This is a genomic window from Streptomyces sp. B1866 (genome assembly GCF_031932565.1).
Classification (GTDB): domain Bacteria; phylum Actinomycetota; class Actinomycetes; order Streptomycetales; family Streptomycetaceae; genus Streptomyces.
Genome location: NZ_JAVSCF010000048.1, coordinates 13,082 through 29,543 on the forward strand (window position 1 = coordinate 13,082; position 16,462 = coordinate 29,543).

Annotated in this window: 18 protein-coding genes; 6 read left to right on the plus strand and 12 right to left on the minus strand. The window is 71.3% G+C overall.

From position 1 onward, the window contains the following. Positions 1–220: 220 nt before the first annotated feature. A complete protein-coding gene (locus tag RKE29_RS09850; protein ID WP_312004746.1) occupies positions 221–415 on the minus strand; it encodes a hypothetical protein in 195 nt (64 codons plus the stop codon). 205 nt (positions 416–620) lie between these two features. Between RKE29_RS09850 and RKE29_RS09855 the strand changes: the two genes are divergently transcribed. The 5 genes from RKE29_RS09855 to RKE29_RS09875 all read left to right on the plus strand — a co-directional run bounded on the left by RKE29_RS09855 (position 621) and on the right by RKE29_RS09875 (position 2,695). Next, positions 621–1,475 carry a helix-turn-helix transcriptional regulator gene (locus RKE29_RS09855; protein ID WP_312004747.1) on the plus strand — a complete coding sequence of 285 codons (855 nt, stop codon included), beginning with the start codon at positions 621–623 and terminating at the stop codon, positions 1,473–1,475. Between the two features lie 12 nt (positions 1,476–1,487). Further along, positions 1,488–1,691 (plus strand): DUF397 domain-containing protein, encoded by a 204-nt coding sequence (locus RKE29_RS09860; RefSeq protein WP_312004748.1) that lies wholly within the window; start codon positions 1,488–1,490, stop codon positions 1,689–1,691. Between the two features lie 24 nt (positions 1,692–1,715). Continuing rightward, positions 1,716–1,922 (plus strand): DUF397 domain-containing protein, encoded by a 207-nt coding sequence (locus RKE29_RS09865; protein ID WP_312004749.1) that lies wholly within the window; start codon positions 1,716–1,718, stop codon positions 1,920–1,922. Positions 1,923–2,062: 140 nt separating this feature from the next. After that, the gene (locus RKE29_RS09870; protein ID WP_312004750.1) at positions 2,063–2,308 is read left to right on the plus strand and encodes a DUF397 domain-containing protein; all 246 of its coding nucleotides are present in this window, start codon (positions 2,063–2,065) and stop codon (positions 2,306–2,308) included. An 81-nt stretch (positions 2,309–2,389) separates the two neighbouring features. Next, on the plus strand, positions 2,390–2,695 hold the full coding sequence (locus tag RKE29_RS09875; RefSeq protein ID WP_312004751.1) for a hypothetical protein: 306 nt from the start codon (positions 2,390–2,392) through the stop codon (positions 2,693–2,695). Positions 2,696–2,759: 64 nt separating this feature from the next. Here the strand turns inward: RKE29_RS09875 and RKE29_RS09880 are convergent, their stop codons facing one another. The 6 genes from RKE29_RS09880 to RKE29_RS09905 all read right to left on the minus strand — a co-directional run bounded on the left by RKE29_RS09880 (position 2,760) and on the right by RKE29_RS09905 (position 9,071). After that, the gene (locus RKE29_RS09880; RefSeq protein WP_312004752.1) at positions 2,760–3,266 is read right to left on the minus strand and encodes a hypothetical protein; all 507 of its coding nucleotides are present in this window, start codon (positions 3,264–3,266) and stop codon (positions 2,760–2,762) included. Then, positions 3,263–4,621 carry an AAA family ATPase gene (locus RKE29_RS09885; RefSeq protein WP_312004753.1) on the minus strand — a complete coding sequence of 453 codons (1,359 nt, stop codon included), beginning with the start codon at positions 4,619–4,621 and terminating at the stop codon, positions 3,263–3,265. Before RKE29_RS09885 ends, RKE29_RS09880 begins: the two co-directional genes overlap by 4 nt. Positions 4,622–4,734: 113 nt before the next feature. Continuing rightward, positions 4,735–5,907, minus strand: coding sequence for a tRNA 2-thiouridine(34) synthase MnmA (gene mnmA, locus RKE29_RS09890; protein ID WP_312004754.1), 1,173 nt, complete (start codon positions 5,905–5,907; stop codon positions 4,735–4,737). A 142-nt stretch (positions 5,908–6,049) separates the two neighbouring features. Next, entirely contained in the window at positions 6,050–6,727 is a 678-nt protein-coding gene (locus tag RKE29_RS09895; protein ID WP_312004755.1) for a TetR/AcrR family transcriptional regulator, read from the minus strand. 323 nt (positions 6,728–7,050) lie between these two features. Further along, the gene (locus RKE29_RS09900) at positions 7,051–7,641 is read right to left on the minus strand and encodes a hypothetical protein (protein WP_312004756.1); all 591 of its coding nucleotides are present in this window, start codon (positions 7,639–7,641) and stop codon (positions 7,051–7,053) included. A 260-nt stretch (positions 7,642–7,901) separates the two neighbouring features. Then, the gene (locus RKE29_RS09905) at positions 7,902–9,071 is read right to left on the minus strand and encodes a cysteine desulfurase family protein (protein WP_312004765.1); all 1,170 of its coding nucleotides are present in this window, start codon (positions 9,069–9,071) and stop codon (positions 7,902–7,904) included. Positions 9,072–9,312: 241 nt separating this feature from the next. Here RKE29_RS09905 and RKE29_RS09910 point away from each other — a divergent pair, with 241 nt between their 5' ends. Next, positions 9,313–9,747: an ester cyclase gene (locus tag RKE29_RS09910; protein ID WP_312004757.1), complete on the plus strand. Its 435-nt coding sequence runs from the start codon at positions 9,313–9,315 to the stop codon at positions 9,745–9,747. 22 nt (positions 9,748–9,769) lie between these two features. On the opposite strand, the gene RKE29_RS09915 is transcribed toward RKE29_RS09910, so the two are convergent. The 5 genes from RKE29_RS09915 to RKE29_RS09935 form a co-directional block, all read right to left on the minus strand. Next, positions 9,770–10,906, minus strand: coding sequence for a dipeptide ABC transporter ATP-binding protein (locus RKE29_RS09915; protein ID WP_312004758.1), 1,137 nt, complete (start codon positions 10,904–10,906; stop codon positions 9,770–9,772). A gap of 64 nt (positions 10,907–10,970) precedes the next feature. Beyond that, positions 10,971–12,044 (minus strand): ABC transporter ATP-binding protein, encoded by a 1,074-nt coding sequence (locus RKE29_RS09920; protein ID WP_312004759.1) that lies wholly within the window; start codon positions 12,042–12,044, stop codon positions 10,971–10,973. After that, the gene (locus tag RKE29_RS09925; RefSeq protein ID WP_312004760.1) at positions 12,041–13,039 is read right to left on the minus strand and encodes an ABC transporter permease; all 999 of its coding nucleotides are present in this window, start codon (positions 13,037–13,039) and stop codon (positions 12,041–12,043) included. Before RKE29_RS09925 ends, RKE29_RS09920 begins: the two co-directional genes overlap by 4 nt. 120 nt (positions 13,040–13,159) lie before the next feature. Then, complete coding sequence (locus RKE29_RS09930; protein ID WP_312004761.1) at positions 13,160–14,917, minus strand: ABC transporter substrate-binding protein; 1,758 nt, start codon at positions 14,915–14,917, stop codon at positions 13,160–13,162. Between the two features lie 90 nt (positions 14,918–15,007). Next, a complete protein-coding gene (locus tag RKE29_RS09935) occupies positions 15,008–16,018 on the minus strand; it encodes an ABC transporter permease (protein ID WP_312004762.1) in 1,011 nt (336 codons plus the stop codon). Positions 16,019–16,462 lie beyond the last annotated feature (444 nt).

Genomic DNA, 16,462 nt, shown 5'->3' on the forward strand with positions numbered 1-16,462 from the left:
GCGGATGCGACACATTTCATCCTTTGGAGATTGGGGTTCAGGCAGTCCAGCTTTCGCCATATCGCGCGGGTCCCTCAACGCATCGCTTCCGCACTTGAACACGATCGTTGATTTTCTGGCATGCTACGGTCCCCTTTCCCTTTCGAGTCCAGGTAAGCCATCAGACCCAGGAATCTCCCTTCAATTCCTCCCGGTTGAGCCGGGGATACAACAGAGCGCCTCATGGCGCACCGGCGTTGGTCGTCAGCTCGGACGTCAGCAGGACGGCCCGGCTGGCCAGTTCGGACAGGTGATGGGCGGTCAGTACGGCGTCGAGAACGGCCCGGGCGATCCCGGGCGCGCGCGGGTCGCGGGGGACTTCGAGGTGGTAGTCCCAGGGTTCGGTGAACGGGATCAGGGCCGGGATCGATTGCACGCGGGCACCTCCGGTGGGTGGGCGTGGCGGATGAAATCGTTCGCCGTCGCTGGCGTTGGCGGCCCGGCTCGGGCGAGGTGTGGTTACCGTAGGCGAGGACATATAACGGTTGCTACCGAATTCACTAGAACGGGTTAGATCCATGGCTCGCGGTGGCTTCGTGACGCCGAGGTCGGCAGACTGTGCGCGAGCGAGGAGAGGACGCATGGCACCGAGGCAGACCCCGACAGCCCGTCAGCGCCGTTTCGGCACCGAGCTTCGGAGACTTCGGGAGGCGGCGGGCATGTCCGCGCCCACGGCTGCGGGCCTGCTCGGGACGGACCGGACGATGATCTCCAACATCGAGGCCGGTCGCTTCGGCATCAGCGAGGACCGGCTACGCCGCCTGGCCAGCATTTACCAGTGCTCCGACGAGAGGTTCGTCGACGCTCTCGCCGAGATGACCGGAGGACGTAGGACGGGCTGGTGGGAGGAGTACCGGGGAAAGATCCCGCCCGGCTTCCTCGACGTCTCTGAGATCGAGCACCACGCCGTGCGCCTACGCACCGTGCAGACGGCCCACCTGCCCGGGCTGTTCCAGACCGAGGACCACGCTCGTGCCGTCTTCAATCTGTTCCTGCCACCACTGCCACGTCTCGAACTCGAACTGCGCGTTGCACACCGTCTCGCCCGTCAGACCGTGGTCACGGGGGACAACCCCATCCCGTACGTGGGAGCGATCCACGAAGCTGCGCTGAGGATGCAGCTCGGTGGCCGCAAGGTCGCACGAGCCCAGTTGGAACGGCTGCTGGAGGCGAGCGAGCGGAGCAGCGTTACCCTCGTTGCCATCCCCTTCGAGGCTGGTGGCTTCCCGCTGATGGGAGACTCCTCTGTGCTGTACGCCGAAGCGCCCCATCCGGGCCTCGACACGGTTCACATGGACGCGCCCACCGGGGCGGTCTTCATCGACTCCCCTACGCAGTTGGAGAACTTTCGCAGGCGACTGGACGTGGTGGAGAGAAAGGCGTTGACTCCCGAGAAGTCCCGGGACTTCATCCGCTCCATCGCAGACCAGATTTGAGGAGAACAGACGGTGACAGACCGCCTCTGGCGGCAGTCCTCGTACTGCGCCAACGGAGGGAACAACTGCGTCGAGCTCGCCAAGAACGGCGACCGCATAGCCATCCGCGAGAGCACCGACCCCGCCCAGGTGATCACCACCCACCCCGTCGGCCTCCGCGCCTTCATTCGCGCCACGAAGGCCGGAAAGTTCGATCGGCTGCCTGAGTCTCAGTAAGAGTCCCGATCGAAGGAGTCATCGATGACCGACCTCCCCTGGCGCCAGTCCTCCTACTGTGGCAACGGAGGGAACAACTGCGTCGAGCTGGCCAAGAACGGCGACCGCATAGCCATCCGCGAGAGCACCGACCCCGCCCAGGTGATCACCACCCACCCCGTCGGCCTCCGCGCCTTCATTCGCGCCACGAAGGCCGGAAAGTTCGATNCGCCAAGAACGGCGACCGCATAGCCATCCGCGAGAGCACCGACCCCGCCCAGGTGATCACCACCCACCCCGTCGGCCTCCGCGCCTTCATTCGCGCCACGAAGGCCGGAAAGTTCGATCGGCTGCCTGAGTCTCAGTAAGAGTCCCGATCGAAGGAGTCATCGATGACCGACCTCCCCTGGCGCCAGTCCTCCTACTGTGGCAACGGAGGGAACAACTGCGTCGAGCTGGCATGGGTGAAATCCTCCTTTTCCGACGCTGGAGGGAACAACTGCGTGGAGCTGGCCACGGACGGCGACCGCGTAGCCATCCGCGAGAGCGCCGACCCCACCCAGGTGATCACCACCCGCCCCACCGCACTCCGGGCCTTCATCCGCGCCGCGAAGGCCGGAGAGTTCGACCTGCGCTGACCCCGCCCTTGTCGGCGCGAGCCCGTAGCCTTGAGGAAGAGGACAGCCTTGCCCACCGCACACGCAGCAGAGGGGGCCGCCATGACATCCGCACCCGGCGACACGCCGCACTCGGCTGACGCCGCCCACGGCCCGCACCCGCTGCGCACCATCCGGGACATCCGGGAGTCACTGCCCGAGGACCAGCGTCGGCACTTCGACGCGGAGCTGGCGGACACCGAGATCGATGCGCTGCCCGCCATGCTCCAGCGGTGGATCAAGCTGGGGAACGACGGCTTCGACGAGTTCCTGCTGTCCACACCGTTCGAGGGCCTGGAGTTCGGCAGCCGCTCCTATGACGCGCGCACCGGCGTCCTGCTGGTGAATCCCTGGGAGATCTCCGGGTAAACTGCGGCCCCGCCGCCCTGAGCGCCGGAGCGGACGGCGGCCGGGGCCAGACCATCGCACGTCGTCAGGGCGGATCGGCGTACGCCTGCATCGTCCTCTCTAATGTCCAGATCCGCACCCGAGCCGCGACCCTCCGCGCGAACAGGTCGCGCTCGGCGACGATGCTGAGGTCTCCGGCCCCGAGCAGTTTCCGCACCGCGTGCTCGGTGAGCGGTATGCCGGTGGTACCGCCCTCGCACAGGGCCGTCAGAAACGCCGAGTCCCACGTGTGCTCGTTCATCATCCATGGCGTCTTGTGGGCCGCCGTGGCTCGGAGCAGGTCGGTGAAACGGCGGGCGCATTCCCGCCGGGCGTGGCCATTGTCCACCTGGAACACGTGGTTGCCGGTCTCGATCACGGTGGCGGCCGGGAGGACGAAGCTGACCCCCTCCTGGCGGCGGCGTTCCATCTCGGCCGTGACCTCGGCGCGGTGGGCGTTCCTGTGCGGGACGTCCAAGAGCTCCAGGAGGATCGAGGTGTCGAGGAAGTCGACGATCCGCAATGGCAGGTCCGCGCTGTGCTTCCTGCTCACAGGCTCCTCAAGAAGTCCTCGATGCCCTGCGTGGTCTCCGCGCGGGGCCGGGTGGCGGCCGGGAGCCGGTCCTTGGTGACCGCGTCTCCCAGGTCGCCCGCGGCGAAGAGTTCCACGTAGCCGGGCAGGTCCACCAGCCGCGTCAAGCGGCTCTCCCCGGTCTCCGGGTCCCGCGCGCAGACGACGACCCCCGCGTGGTCGTCAGCGGTGAGGGAGTTCAGCAGCGCGGGGCTGTGCGTAGTGAAGAGGATGCCGATGCGCCGCCGCTGTGACTCCTCCTTCATCAGGCGCAGGACACCGGCGGCCTGTGTGGGGTACAGGCCGTTCTCGATCTCCTCCACGACGAGGAGGCGCTGCGCGGCGGGTGCGCCCTCGCCGCCGTCCGGTGCCGGTGGTCCGTTCTGGGCCACGGGAGCGCTCAGCAGCGCGGTTCCGAAGGCGAGAAACCGCAGCATGCCGTCGCTCAGCAGCCGGGCGGGGACCTCGTTCACCGAGCCGTGGAAACCCTCCTCGTGGAGGACGAGCTGCACGTCGCCCAGCGGCGTGCCGACGCTCCCGATCTCGACCACCGGGTACTCCGGCATGGCCGCGATGAGTTGCTTGAGCCGGGCGAAGCCGTCCGGGTCGGACCGCCGCAGCTCGGTGACCGCCGCGCTGAGGTTGTCGGCGCTGCGGCGTAGTTCGTGGTCGCGCGCGTTGACGTACTGCCGCATGAGGTGCGGCACGGGGTCGAGGAGAAACACGTCGCGCAGCGCCGTCAGCACGTACTCCGCCGCCCGGTGTACCAGCTTGGTGGCCTCGGTGGTGGCGGGGACGCGGACCGGCACCTGGCTGGTCAGCAGCCGGTCGGTGGAGAAGGGCGTCCCTGGATCGGGGCCCCGCTTGGCGTTGAAGTAGCGCACGTACACGTCGCTTCGCCGGGGGTCCGGCTCTTCACTGGCCAGGAGTACGCGACCGGCGGCGACGTGCCTGCTGCCGTAACTCAGCCTGTCGACCGCGGTCAGCGACTCCTTGACGATGCGCACCTCGGGGCGCACCGCGACCTCCACGTCGATATCGAGCAGCACGTCCCCCGCGCTGACCCGGCAGCCAATGGCGAAGCTGTCGCGGCCCAGTGGCGCGCAGCCCTCCGCGCCGCCCCGGATGGGCTCCTCGCCCGCCCTCGGACCGTCCATGGCGTCGCGCAGCGGCTCGCCCTGGGCCAGCCGGGAGAGGACCACCAGGGCGTCCAGGGCGTTGGACTTGCCGCTGCCGTTCCGCCCGATGAGGAGAGTGAGGTCGCGGAGGTCCAGCCGCTGACCGACGAAGCTCTTGAACGCGGTCAGGCGTACTTCCTCAAGGCGAGGGATCTCCACCGGGCAACCTCTCCCATCCGTTCCACGCCGCGCGGTGGTGCGGCCTTCCGGACCCGCCGCCAAGCCAACCAGGATCTTCGGGTCCCGTCCAAGGCCCACACGCCCGGGACCGGTCAGCGGGCGACCGCCGCCGCCCGCCGCGTCGAGGCGATCGTGGCCGAGCCGACCACGCGCGTGCCGTCGTACAGCACCACCGCCTGGCCCGGCGCCACGCCCCGGACCGGCTCGGCGAAGGCCACCCGCAGTTCACCGTCCGCCAGCTCGGCGGTGACGGGGGCGGCGGCGCCGTGGGCGCGGAGCTGGGCGGTGTACGTGCCGGGGCCGGTGGGGGCCGGGCCGCACCAGCGGGGGCGGATGGCGGTGAGGGCGGTGACGTCGAGGGACGCGGCGGGGCCGACCGTGACCGTGTTGTCCACCGGGGAGATGTCGAGCACGTAGCGCGGCTTGCCGTCCGGGGCCGGGCGGCCCAGCGCCAAGCCCCTGCGCTGGCCGACGGTGAAGCCGTACGCGCCCTGGTGGGTGCCCAGGCGGTGGCCGTCCTCGTCCACGACGGCGCCCTCGGACGTGCCCAGGCGGCGGGCGAGGAAGCCCTGCGTGTCGCCGTCGGCGATGAAGCAGATGTCGTGGCTGTCGGGCTTGCGGGCGACCGCCAGGCCCCGGGCCTCGGCCTCGGCGCGGATCTCGTCCTTGGTGGTGGGCGTGTCGCCGAGCGGGAAGAGGGCGTGGGCGAGCTGGCGGGCGTCGAGCACGCCGAGCACGTACGACTGGTCCTTGGCCGCGTCGGCGGCGCGGTGCAGCTCGCGGGTGCCGTCCGGGCGGCGTACGACGCGCGCGTAGTGGCCGGTGCACACCGCGTCGAAGCCGAGGGCGAGGGCCTTGTCCAGCAGCGCGGCGAACTTGATCTTCTCGTTGCAGCGCAGGCACGGGTTCGGCGTGCGGCCCGCCTCGTACTCGGCGACGAAGTCCTCGACCACGTCCTGCCGGAACCGCTCGGCCAGGTCCCACACGTAGAAGGGGATGCCGATCACGTCGGCGGCGCGGCGGGCGTCGCGCGCGTCCTCCACCGTGCAGCAGCCGCGCGCGCCGGTGCGGAAGGACTGGGGGTTGGCGGACAGGGCGAGGTGCACGCCGGTCACGTCGTGGCCCGCCTCGGCCGCGCGCGCGGCGGCGACCGCCGAGTCGACGCCGCCGGACATGGCGGCGAGCACGCGCAGCCGGTCGCCGTCCCGGCCGGGGGCGGCGGGAGCGGCGGAGGCGGGAGCGGGGGCGCCGGGAAAGTCGTTCATAGCGACTCCAGGGTACGGGGCCCGGCCGGGACACCGCGCACGGGTTTCCCGGTGCCGCGCGGGCCGGGATTCCCGAGTGGCGGCCGCCCGAAGGCGCCGGCCGCCGCCCCGGGAGCGGTTCTGCGCGGAATTCTCCGGAAATTCAGTGTTTTCCGAAGATGATGAAAACGGTCTCCGTGAAGAGTTCTTCGAGTTCGGGGAGGGCGGCCGCGCCGCGCGTGTGCAGGCAGTCGCGGATACGTTCGGCCGTGCCGCCGATATACAGGTCGAACACTCCGGGCGGCAATTCCCGGAGGGCGGGGTCCTGGTCGCGGGCCCGCCGGTGGAGTGTGCGGAAGACGTCGGCGAAGTACGCGTTGATGGCCGTCGTGCGCTCGATGAGGGCGGGTCCGGCCGAGAACGTCTCCACGTACAGCGACCGGGTGACCGACGGGTTCTCGGCCAGGGCGGCGAGGAAGACGCGCCACGAGCGGCGGACGCGCTCGCGCCAGTCGTCCTTGGGCACCGCGTCGAGGGCCGCCTCCAGTCTGGCGCCCACCTCGCCGACGGCGCCGTCGAAGGCGGCCAGGAAGCAGGCTTCCTTGCTGGGGAAGTGCTCGTAGAAGGTGCGGCGGGAGATCTCGGCGCGGGCGACCACGTCCTGGATGGTGGTCGCGGGGTAGCCCTTTTCGGCCACGGCGTCGAACAGGGCCCAGACGATGCGCTCGCGCTGCGAGGCCGCCACGTCCTCGCGGCTCAGCCCGTGCCGGCCGCTGGGCAGGCGCTTGCCCCTGCGACTCCCCCGCACAGCGCCGCCCGCTGTCCTCCGCGCACTGTTCATCGCCGCAGATTATCACTCGCGCACAGCCGCCCGTCCGCTTGGATCGGCATGAGGCACGTCCCGCCGCGCAAGACGCCCGAAATGGTTGCGCCTTTCCGGCAAGTCAAGCCCGGGTGCTTGCCGAAACCATCTAGGTACCATGCGGTACCCCGGGCGCCAGGCGGTCTCTGGAATCCCTCCAGAACACCGGACGCAGAACACCGGATCGTGAACGGGAAAAGTCTCTCTTCCGTGACTCCTGATCCGCCCTGACGCGCCGGGAGCCGCACTGGCGGTCCTCCCGCGGCCGGCAAGGCCACGGGAGGACCGTCCATCGACGCGGGTCAGCTCAGGGTGATCTTCTGCGCCGGGCTGATTTTGAACGTGCCCCGGATGTCGATCGCCTCGCCCGGCGTGAAGCACGGGGCGGCACTGTCCCTGGCCCGCAGATGACTGCTCTCTGTGATGGTCATCTCGCTCGTGGCGTTCTTGAAGGCCACGCGCAGACCCTGGAGGCTGCCCTCGGGTGTGATGGAGGAGTTGCAACTGGAGCCCCGCACCACCCACCCCAGGCTGTAGAGGTCCAGCGTCGCCGTGCCGGTCCCGGCGTTGTAGGAAACGGTACGTATGGATTCGCCCGTGGTCCCCATATCCGTGATCCCGGAATTACATTTGTTGAAATACATGTTGGGGATCTTCCCGAGGCTGCCCTGGTCTTCCTTGTAGAACTCGCCGCCGAACGACGCCGTACAGCGGACGGTGAACCCGCTCGTCTTGCCCTTGATCGTCACTTCCTGGGAGGTGTAGGTGACGTTCCCCGCCGGGGACACCCTCCAAGTCGCCGCCGCCGACATGGGCGAGGCGGCGGCGGTCCCGCACGCCACCGCCGCGCACACGGCGGCCAGTGCGACCGTACCCTTGGCTGCTTTCCGCATGTTCCTGTCTCCGTCCCGCAAGGACGGCGTCGCCTGCGCGCCGCCGTCCGAATACACAATCCATTGGCAGCGCCCGCACCGAAGGGAGGTGATTCCCCCGCACGGTCGCGTCGCGCCTGATCAAGTCTCACAGAAACAGGAGGAGCCGAGTTGATTCCCGGTCCACACTTTCCTTGACGATACCTGCACGGCACATGCGGATGAGAAAAGAATGAGAAAGCGACAGGCCGCCGGGCCGGGAATCCTGGGGCGGGCGTGGCTCAGATCAGGCCCGCGCAGCGCGCCCGCGCCACCGCCGGGCCGATCGCCTCCGCCACCGCGTCCACGTCGGCCTTCGTGGACGTGTGCCCGAAGGAGAAGCGCAGCGTGCCGCGTGCCAGGTCCGGGTCGGTGCCGGTGGCCAGCACCACGTGGCTGGGCTGGGCGACCCCGGCCGTGCAGGCGGAGCCGGTGGAGCACTCGATGCCCTGCGCGTCCAGCAGCATCAGCAGCGAGTCGCCCTCGCAGCCGGGGAAGGAGAAGTGCGCGTTGCCGGGGAGCCGGCCGGCCGGGTCGGGGTCGCCGCCGAGCACCGCGTCGGGTACGGCCTGGCGCACGGCGGCGACGAGCGCGTCGCGCAGCGCGCCGGTCTCCCGCGCGAACTCCTTCCGGAGCGCGACCGCCTCCGCCGCCGCCACGGCGAAGGCCACCGCGGCCGGCACGTCGAGCGTCCCGGACCGTACCTGCCGCTCCTGGCCGCCGCCGTGCAGCAGCGGCACCGGCTCGTACTCGCGGCGCAGCAGCAGCGCCCCGGTGCCGTACGGTCCGCCCGTCTTGTGGCCGCTGACCGTCATGGCGGCCAGGCCCGAGGCGGCGAAGTCGACCGGCACCTGGCCGACGGCCTGCACCGCGTCGGCGTGCAGCGGCACGCCGAACTCGGCGGCCACCGAGGCCAGTTCGCGCACCGGCATGACCGTGCCGATCTCGTTGTTGGCCCACATCACGGTCGCCAGCGCCACGCTGCCCGGGTCGCGGGCGACGGCCTCGCGCAGCGCCTCCGGGTGCACCCGCCCGTAGGAGTCGACCGGCAGCCACTCCACGCGCGCGCCCTCGTGGCCGGCGAGCCAGTGCACCGCGTCCAGCACGGCGTGGTGCTCCACCGGGCTGGCCAGCACGCGCGTACGGGCCGGGTCGGCGGCCCGGCGGGCCCAGTACAGGCCCTTGACCGCGAGGTTGTCCGCCTCCGTGCCGCCGGCCGTGAACACCACCTCGCTCGGCCGCGCGCCCAGCGAGGCGGCGAGGGACTCCCGCGCCTCCTCCACCGCGCGCCGCGCGCGCCGGCCGGCCGCGTGCAGGGAGGACGCGTTGCCGGTGGCGGTGAGCTGGGCGGTCATCGCCCGTACCGCCGCGGGGCGCATGGGAGTGGTGGCGGCGTGGTCGAGGTATGCCATGGTGGCCACGATTCTACGAGCCGGGGCCGGGCCGGGGCGCGGCGCGCGTTCCCCGGGGGTGCTGCACGCCAGCCGCCTGGAATGTCTCCGGCGAGCGCGGCCCGCCGCCGGTGCCCCGGGCGAGGCAGCCGGTGAACGGACCGGCGCGACCTCGCGCTGAGCGGTCGCTGAGCGGCGGCGCGCACACTGGCCGGGACGGTCCGGGACGGTCCGGCACGGTCTACGCACCCGGAGGCGCGCGGTGGGCAACCTCGACACGCACAAGCGGCTGGCCCGGGCGTTCCGCGCCCGGGACTGGGAGGCGGCGGCCGCGTGGCTCAGCCCGGACGTGGCGATCGTGGACCACCCGGCGGGCGCGACGATCAAGGGTGTCGCGGACGTGGTGGAGCACTCCCGGCGGGCCACCGTCGCCTTCTCCGACGTGACGGTGGAGGAGGAGCGGTTCTACGACGCGGGGGACCACACCGTCGCCGTGTTCGTCAGCGAGGGCGTCAACGACGGCGAGCTGGTCCCCGGCGTCCCGCCCACCCACCGGCCGATGCGCATGACGGTCTGCGAGATCCTGCGCTACGACGAGCGGGGGCGGGTGGTGGGCGGGGAGTACTTCTACGACGCGCTCTCCCAGCTCGTCCAGCTCGGCCTCGTCGAGCCGCCGTCCGCGCCGTCCGCGTTCTGAGCGCCGGTCCGCCCCCGTCCCGTCACCCGCCCGGCTCCGGCGCCCGGTCCGGCGCGTTCTCCGGGTGGTGGCAGGCCACCCGGTGGCCGGGCGCGAGCGCGGCCAGCGGCGGCTCCTGGGCGGCGCACACCTCGGTGGCCTTCCAGCACCGGGTGTGGAAGCGGCAGCCGGGCGGCGGCGCGATGGGCGAGGGTACGTCGCCGGTGAGCAGGATGCGCTCCCGCCGCGCGCGCCGCCTGGGGTCGGGCACCGGCACCGCGGACAGCAGCGCCGTGGTGTACGGGTGCATGGGCGTTCCGTACAGCGCCCGCCGCTCGGCCAGTTCCACGATCTTGCCGAGGTACATCACCGCGATGCGGTCCGAGACGTGCCGGATGACCGACAGGTCGTGGGCGATGATCACGTACGTCAGACCCAGCTCCCGCTGGAGGTCGTCCAGCAGGTTCACCACCTGGGCCTGGATGGACACGTCCAGCGCCGACACCGGTTCGTCGGCCACCACCAGCCTGGGCCGCAGCGCCAGCGCCCGGGCGATGCCGATGCGCTGCCGCTGGCCGCCGGAGAACTCGTGCGGATAGCGGTTGTAGTGCTCCGGGTTCAGGCCGACCAGGTCCAGCAGCCGCTGCACCTCCGCCGTGACGCCGCCGTCCGGGTGGACGCCCTGGAGCCGGAAGGGCGCGCCGACGATCGTGCCGACGGTGTGCCGCGGGTTGAGCGACGAGTACGGGTCCTGGAAGATCATCTGGACGTCGCGGCGCAGCGGCCGCATGCGCGCGGGGCCCAGGTGCGTGATGTCCGTGCCCTCGAACTCGATGCGCCCGCCGGTGGGCTCCAGCAGCCGGGTGACCAGGCGGCCCATGGTGGACTTGCCGCAGCCCGACTNGACCAGGCGGCCCATGGTGGACTTGCCGCAGCCCGACTCGCCCACCACGCCCAGGGTCTCCCCCGCGCGTACCTCGAAGTCCAGTCCGTCGACCGCGCGCACCGCGCCGGTCTGCCGCCGCAGCAGGCCCGTGCGGATGGGGAAGTGCTTGACCAGGCCGGTCACCCTCAGCAGCGGCTCGGGCCCGTCGTCGGCCGCCGCGGCGGCGGTCTGGGGCCCGGGGGCCGCGCTCCGGCCGCCCGGGCTCTCGTCGGTGGTGCTCTCGGGGGTCGTCATGTCCTCGTGCCTCTCCCGGCTGCGTGTGCCGTCCCCGGCGCCTCGGCCCTCACAGCTTCGGCGCTCACAGCTTCGGCGCGATCTCTTCGGCCCAGATCCGCGCCCGGTCCTCCGCCGCCAGGTGGCAGGCGGCGAGGTGCCCGGCCGCCACCTCCCGCAGCCGCGGCCGCTCGGTGCGGGTGACCCCGCCGTCCGGCACGTCGGCGTACGGGCAGCGGGGGTGGAAGGCGCAGCCGGGCGGTACGTCGATGAGGCTGGGCGGCGTGCCCCGGACGGGGACGAGCCGGTCGGTGTGCTCGCGGTCGATGCGCGGCATGGAGCCGAGCAGTCCCCAGGTGTACGGGTGCCGGGGCTCGTGGAAGACCTGTTCGGCGGGTCCGCGCTCGACGCAGCGTCCCGCGTACATCACGAGGATGTCGTCGGCCAGCTCGGCGACGACCCCCAGGTCGTGGGTGATGATCACGACCGCCGAGCCGAACTCCTTCTGGAGGTCGCGGATGAGGTCGAGGATCTGCGCCTGCACGGTGACGTCCAGGGCGGTGGTCGGCTCGTCGGCGATCAGCAGCTCGGGGTTGTTGACCAGCGCCATGGCGATCATCGCGCGCTGGCGCATGCCGCCGGAGAACTCGTGCGGGTAGCTGTCGGCGCGCCGGTCGGGCTGCGGGATGCCGACGCGGTCCAGCAGTTCGACGGCGCGCCGCCGCGCCACCTGCCTGGACACGTCGTGGTGCACCCGGTACGCCTCCACGATCTGCGCGCCGACCGTGTAGTAGGGGTGCATGGCGGACAGCGGGTCCTGGAAGATCATCGCCATCTCGCGGCCGCGCAGGCGGCGCACCTCGTCGGGGTCGGCGGACAGCAGCTCCCGCCCGTCGAACCAGATCTCGCCCGACAGCCGCGCCCGGCCGCGGCCGTACTGCCCGACCGTGTGCAGGCCCATGACGGCCAGCGAGGTCACCGACTTGCCGGAGCCGGACTCGCCCACGATGCCCAGCGTCCGGCCGCGCTCCAGCGTGAAGGACAGCCCGTCCACGGACCGCACCAGGCCGTCGTCGGTGGGGAAGTGCACCCGCAGGTCCCGTACGTCCAGGAAGGCGGGCGCGGCGGGCGGCGGGGCGGGCTTGGTCAGGTCGGTCACGACAGCCTCACTCGGGGGTCGATCACGGCGTACAGCAGGTCCACGACGAGGTTGGCGACGACCACCGAGGCCGCGGTGACCAGCGTGACGCCGAGGATCAGCGGCAGGTCGCGCTCGTCGATCGCCCGGACCGCCGCCTGGCCCAGGCCCGGCAGGCTGAAGGTGGTCTCGGTGAGGATCGCGCCGCCGATCAGGGCGCCGAGGTCCATGCCGAGGATGGTCAGGACCGGGGTCATGGTGGAGCGCATGGCGTGCTTGCCGATGACGGTCCGCTCGCGCAGGCCCTTGGCGCGCGCGGTGCGGATGTAGTCCTCGCCCAGCACCTCCAGCATGGTGGCCCGGGTCAGCCGGGCGTACATCGCCGCGTACAGGAAGGCGAGGGTGACCCAGGGCAGGATCATGCCGCTGAACCACCGGGCCGGGTCCTGGCCGAAGGGCGTGTACTCGTTGCTGACCCAGTCCAGGTTGTACGAGAAGACGGCGAGGCTGATGACGCCGGTGAAGTAGATCGGCAGCGACACACCCGCCAGGGCCACGCCCATCGCCGTACGGTCCCACAGGCTGCCGCGTTTGAGCGCGGAGAGGATGCCGGTGGCCACGCCGCCGGCGAGCCACAGCACGCACGCGCCGCCCGCGAGGCCGAGGGTGACCGGCAGCCGGTCGGTCAGCTCCGGCCATATGGGCTGCTCGTGGACGAAGGAGTAGCCGAAGCAGGGCGCCGAGCAGTGCACGGTGTCCCCGCCGCCGGTGTAGTCGCGGCCGGCGAACAGGCCGCACAGGAAGTGCCAGAACTGGACCAGGATCGGGTCGTCCAGGCCCAGCTTCTGCCGGACGGCCTCGATGGCGCGCGCGTCGGCCTGCCGGCCGACGTACATGGTGGCCGGGTCGACGCCGGTCATCTTCGGGATGCCGAAGAAGATCACGAACGTCACCAGGACGACCACCAGCAGGGTCATGACGACGCCGAACAGGCGTCTGACGAGGTATGCGATCACCGCGTGCGGCCGGGCCGCGGGCCCTTCGGCCGCCGCGCGCGTGCGGCGGCCGAAGGGCCCGGGCGGGCGGCCCTCACCTGCCCTTCGTGCCTCGTGCCCCGGCCGGCCGGGGCCCGGCGCTCACTTGGCGACGCCCAGGGACGCGTAGTCGTACCGGCCGTTGTAGGCGTCGGCCGTGTAGACGTTGGTCAGCCGCGAGCTGCGCCAGATGATGTTCTTCTCGAACACGAACGGCAGGTACACGGCGTGTTCGGAGACCTTCCGGTTGATCTCGGCGTAGAGCGCGGCGGCCTTGTCCTGGTCCAGCTCGCCCTGGGCCCTGGTGAACAGCGCGTCGATCGACGGGTCGTCGAGCATGCTGTAGTTGTTGTTGCCGTTCTCGGTGATGTACTTGCCGGAGACCAGCGGCAGCGAGAAGCCCTGCCCGGTGAGGAAGTCCGGGCCCCAGCCCATGATGATGATCCCGTAGTTCTTGCGCCTGACCACGCCGGGGTTGCCGATGATGCCGGTGGTCTGCGAGCCGTCGTACTCGTCGATCTGCGCGTCGATGCCGACCTTCTTCAGCGACGCCTGGAGGGATTCGGCGGTGGCGATCTCGACGGGCTTGTTGTTGCGCACCGCGATGGTGGTCTTGAAGCCGTTCGGCCTGCCGCACTTGCGCAGCGCGTCCCTGGCCTTCGCGGTGTCGGGGGCGCCCTTCAGCGCGGTGTACGGGTCGTAGGCGGGGTCGGCGCCCTTGACGACCGGCGGCAGCATGTTGGTGGCGATGTCGCCGCCCGCCTGCGGGCCGCCGCGCGCGGTCTGCAGCGACTTCTTGTCGGCGCCGTAGATGACGGCCTTACGGCACTCGATGTTGTCGAACGGCTTGACGATCTGCGGAAAGACCGCGTAGCGGATGAAGCCGGTGGAGGGGTTGTCGACGTTGCCGCGGTGCTTGCGCAGCGCCTCGACGCGGCCCTCCTGGCCCATGCCGGTGGCGTTCAGCTCCAGGTCGTAGTCGCCTTTGATCAGGCGCTTGTCCATCTCGTCGGCGTTGGTCAGCCAGGTGATGGTGATCTTGTCGGGCAGGGCCTTGCGGACGGGGTCGGACGCGCGCTTCCAGTTCGGGTTGCGCACCAGTTCCATCGACTTGTTGGGCGAGTACGACTTCCACTTGTACGGCCCGGAGGAGAACGGGTGCTGCCCGTACTGGGACTTGGTGTCCTTGTCCTGACGCACCGGGGACGCGGCGGGCAGGGCGAGCATCTGCTCGAAGTCGCCGTTACGCGCGGGCAGGTGGAAGACGATCGTCTTGTCGTCCGGGGTCTCGATCGCCTTCAGGCCGAGCTTGTCCTTGGCGGGGTCCTTGTACGGGCCGGGGTACTCGCCCTCGGGGTCGAGCACGTTCTTCAGGTAGACCGGGCCGCCGGAGAGCACGTCCTGCGCCCAGGCGCGCTCGATGCCGTACTTGATGTCCTTCGCCGTGATCGGCTTGCCGTCCTCCCAGGTGACGCCGTCGCGCAGGGTGTAGCTGTAGGTCTTTCCGTCCGGCGAGACGCGGGCGGTGGAGGTGGCCAGGTCCGGCACCAGCTCCGCGCTCGCCGCGCCGGGCGCCGCCTTGTAGGTGACCAGCTGGCGCGTGTAGTAACGCGCGTAGTCCCAGACGAAGCCGTAGTAGCCGCGGGTGGGGTCCCAGGAGTCGGCGTCCTGGGTGCTGATGAACTTCAGCGTGCCGCCCTGCTTGGCGGAGGCGGTGGCCGTCTTGCCGACCGCGGCGTTGAAGCCGGGGCCCGAGCCGGAGCTGTCGTCGCCGCCGCAGGCGGTGGCGACGAGCAGGGTGGCGACGGCCAGGGCCGCCCCCTGGGCGGGTCTGCGCCTCGGCGCGCGTTGGGTGGTCACGGTCTCACTACCTCCGTGGTGGTGGCGTCTGCGTGAAGCTCGGCCCGGGGGCCGGGCCCGCGGGCCCGGCGGCCCGCCCGGGAGTTGCGGTCAGCGGGTGCCCTTCGGATCCAGCGCGTCGCGCACGCCGTCACCGAGGAGGTTGAAGGCCAGGACGGTGACGAAGATGGCCAGGCCGGGGAAGATCATGAAGGGCGGGTCGATGTTGTACGTGCGTACGGCGGTCGACAGCATCTGGCCCCAGGACGGGGTGGGCGGCTTGACCCCGGCGCCGAGGAAGCTCAGCGCTGCCTCGGTGAGGATGTTGGTCGGGATCATCAGCGTCATGTACACGGTGATCGGCGCGACCAGGTTGGGCAGCAGCTCCCGGAACAGGATGTACCGGGAGCCCGCGCCGAGGCTGCGGGCCGCCTCCACGTACTCCCGCTCACGCAGGCTGAGCGTCTGGCCGCGCACGATCCGGCCGACGTACGGCCAGCCGAAGAAGCCGATCACCGCGATCAGCACGCCGACCCGCACCCCGGTGCCGGTCAGCCCCCACAGCTCGTTCGGCACCACCGCGACCAGCGCGAGGGCGAACATCAGCTGCGGGAAGGCCAGCAGCAGGTCCATGACGCGGCTGATGACCGCGTCCACCACGCCGCCGAAGTAGCCCGCGACCACGCCGAAGACGGTGCCGAGCAGGACGGCGAAGACCGCCGAGGCGAAGGCGACGAGCAGGGAGATGCGGGTGCCGTAGACGACGCGGCTGAAGACGTCCCGCCCGTTGACGGGTTCGAGGCCGAAGAGGAAGTCCGAGCTCATGCCGCCCCACCTGCCGACCGGCTTGCCGCCCAGCAGGGCGTCGATGTGGCCGGGGTCGTCGTGGAACTCATTGGGCGCATGGCCGAACTGGTGGACGATCAGGGGCGCGAAGAGCGCGACGAGGACGAGGAAGAGCACGACGCAGCCGCCGGCCAGCGCGACCTTGTCGCGCCTGAGTCTGCTCCAGGCGATCTGGGCCGGCGACCGGCCGGCGATCTTCCGCCCGGCCGGACCGGCGGCCGCCGGGTCCAGCAGGGCCTCGGCCGCGCCCGTCGTGTCGTGCAGTGGTGCCGTCATCGTCCTGGACCCCTCTCGGCCGGTACGGTGACCGGCCCACGCCCCCTCGCCGCGGCAGCGGCCGGAGATGTCACCTCGACGCGCCGTCTCGCGCGTGTCGTGCGTGTGGTGCGTGTGGTGCTGGTGCCATGGAACTCGCCGCCGGGACCGCCCGCCGGGGACGCCGCCCGGCGGCCTCCCGCCGAAAGGGGCGGCGCGAACTCGGCGGCGGCCGACCCTTGGTGCGGGAGTCTTCAACGGGCTTCGGAACACCCGCCAGACCCCCTGGCCAATGGATGCCTAACCGTGATGTGGCGACAGGGGTTCCGTAATACGAACGCGGGTCACCTGTTAACGCGGCGGCAACGGGCCGGGAACGGGGGCGGGTCGGGGCCGGCCGGGCGGCCTGACGGGCGGCCGGCCCGGCGGCGGGGCGGCCGGGCGGCCGGCCCGGCTCCCCGCGGG

Coding starts and splice junctions, on each gene's coding strand:
- RKE29_RS09870 (WP_312004750.1), top strand. CDS start 2,063: ATGACCGACCTCCCCTGGCGCCAGTCCTCCTACTGTGGCAACGGAGGG.
- mnmA (WP_312004754.1), bottom strand. CDS start 5,907: ATGAACGACTTTCCCGGCGCCCCCGCTCCCGCCTCCGCCGCTCCCGCC.
- RKE29_RS09895 (WP_312004755.1), bottom strand. CDS start 6,727: ATGAACAGTGCGCGGAGGACAGCGGGCGGCGCTGTGCGGGGGAGTCGC.
- RKE29_RS09855 (WP_312004747.1), top strand. CDS start 621: ATGGCACCGAGGCAGACCCCGACAGCCCGTCAGCGCCGTTTCGGCACC.
- RKE29_RS09935 (WP_312004762.1), bottom strand. CDS start 16,018: ATGACGGCACCACTGCACGACACGACGGGCGCGGCCGAGGCCCTGCTG.
- RKE29_RS09875 (WP_312004751.1), top strand. CDS start 2,390: ATGACATCCGCACCCGGCGACACGCCGCACTCGGCTGACGCCGCCCAC.
- RKE29_RS09905 (WP_312004765.1), bottom strand. CDS start 9,071: ATGGCATACCTCGACCACGCCGCCACCACTCCCATGCGCCCCGCGGCG.
- RKE29_RS09900 (WP_312004756.1), bottom strand. CDS start 7,641: ATGCGGAAAGCAGCCAAGGGTACGGTCGCACTGGCCGCCGTGTGCGCG.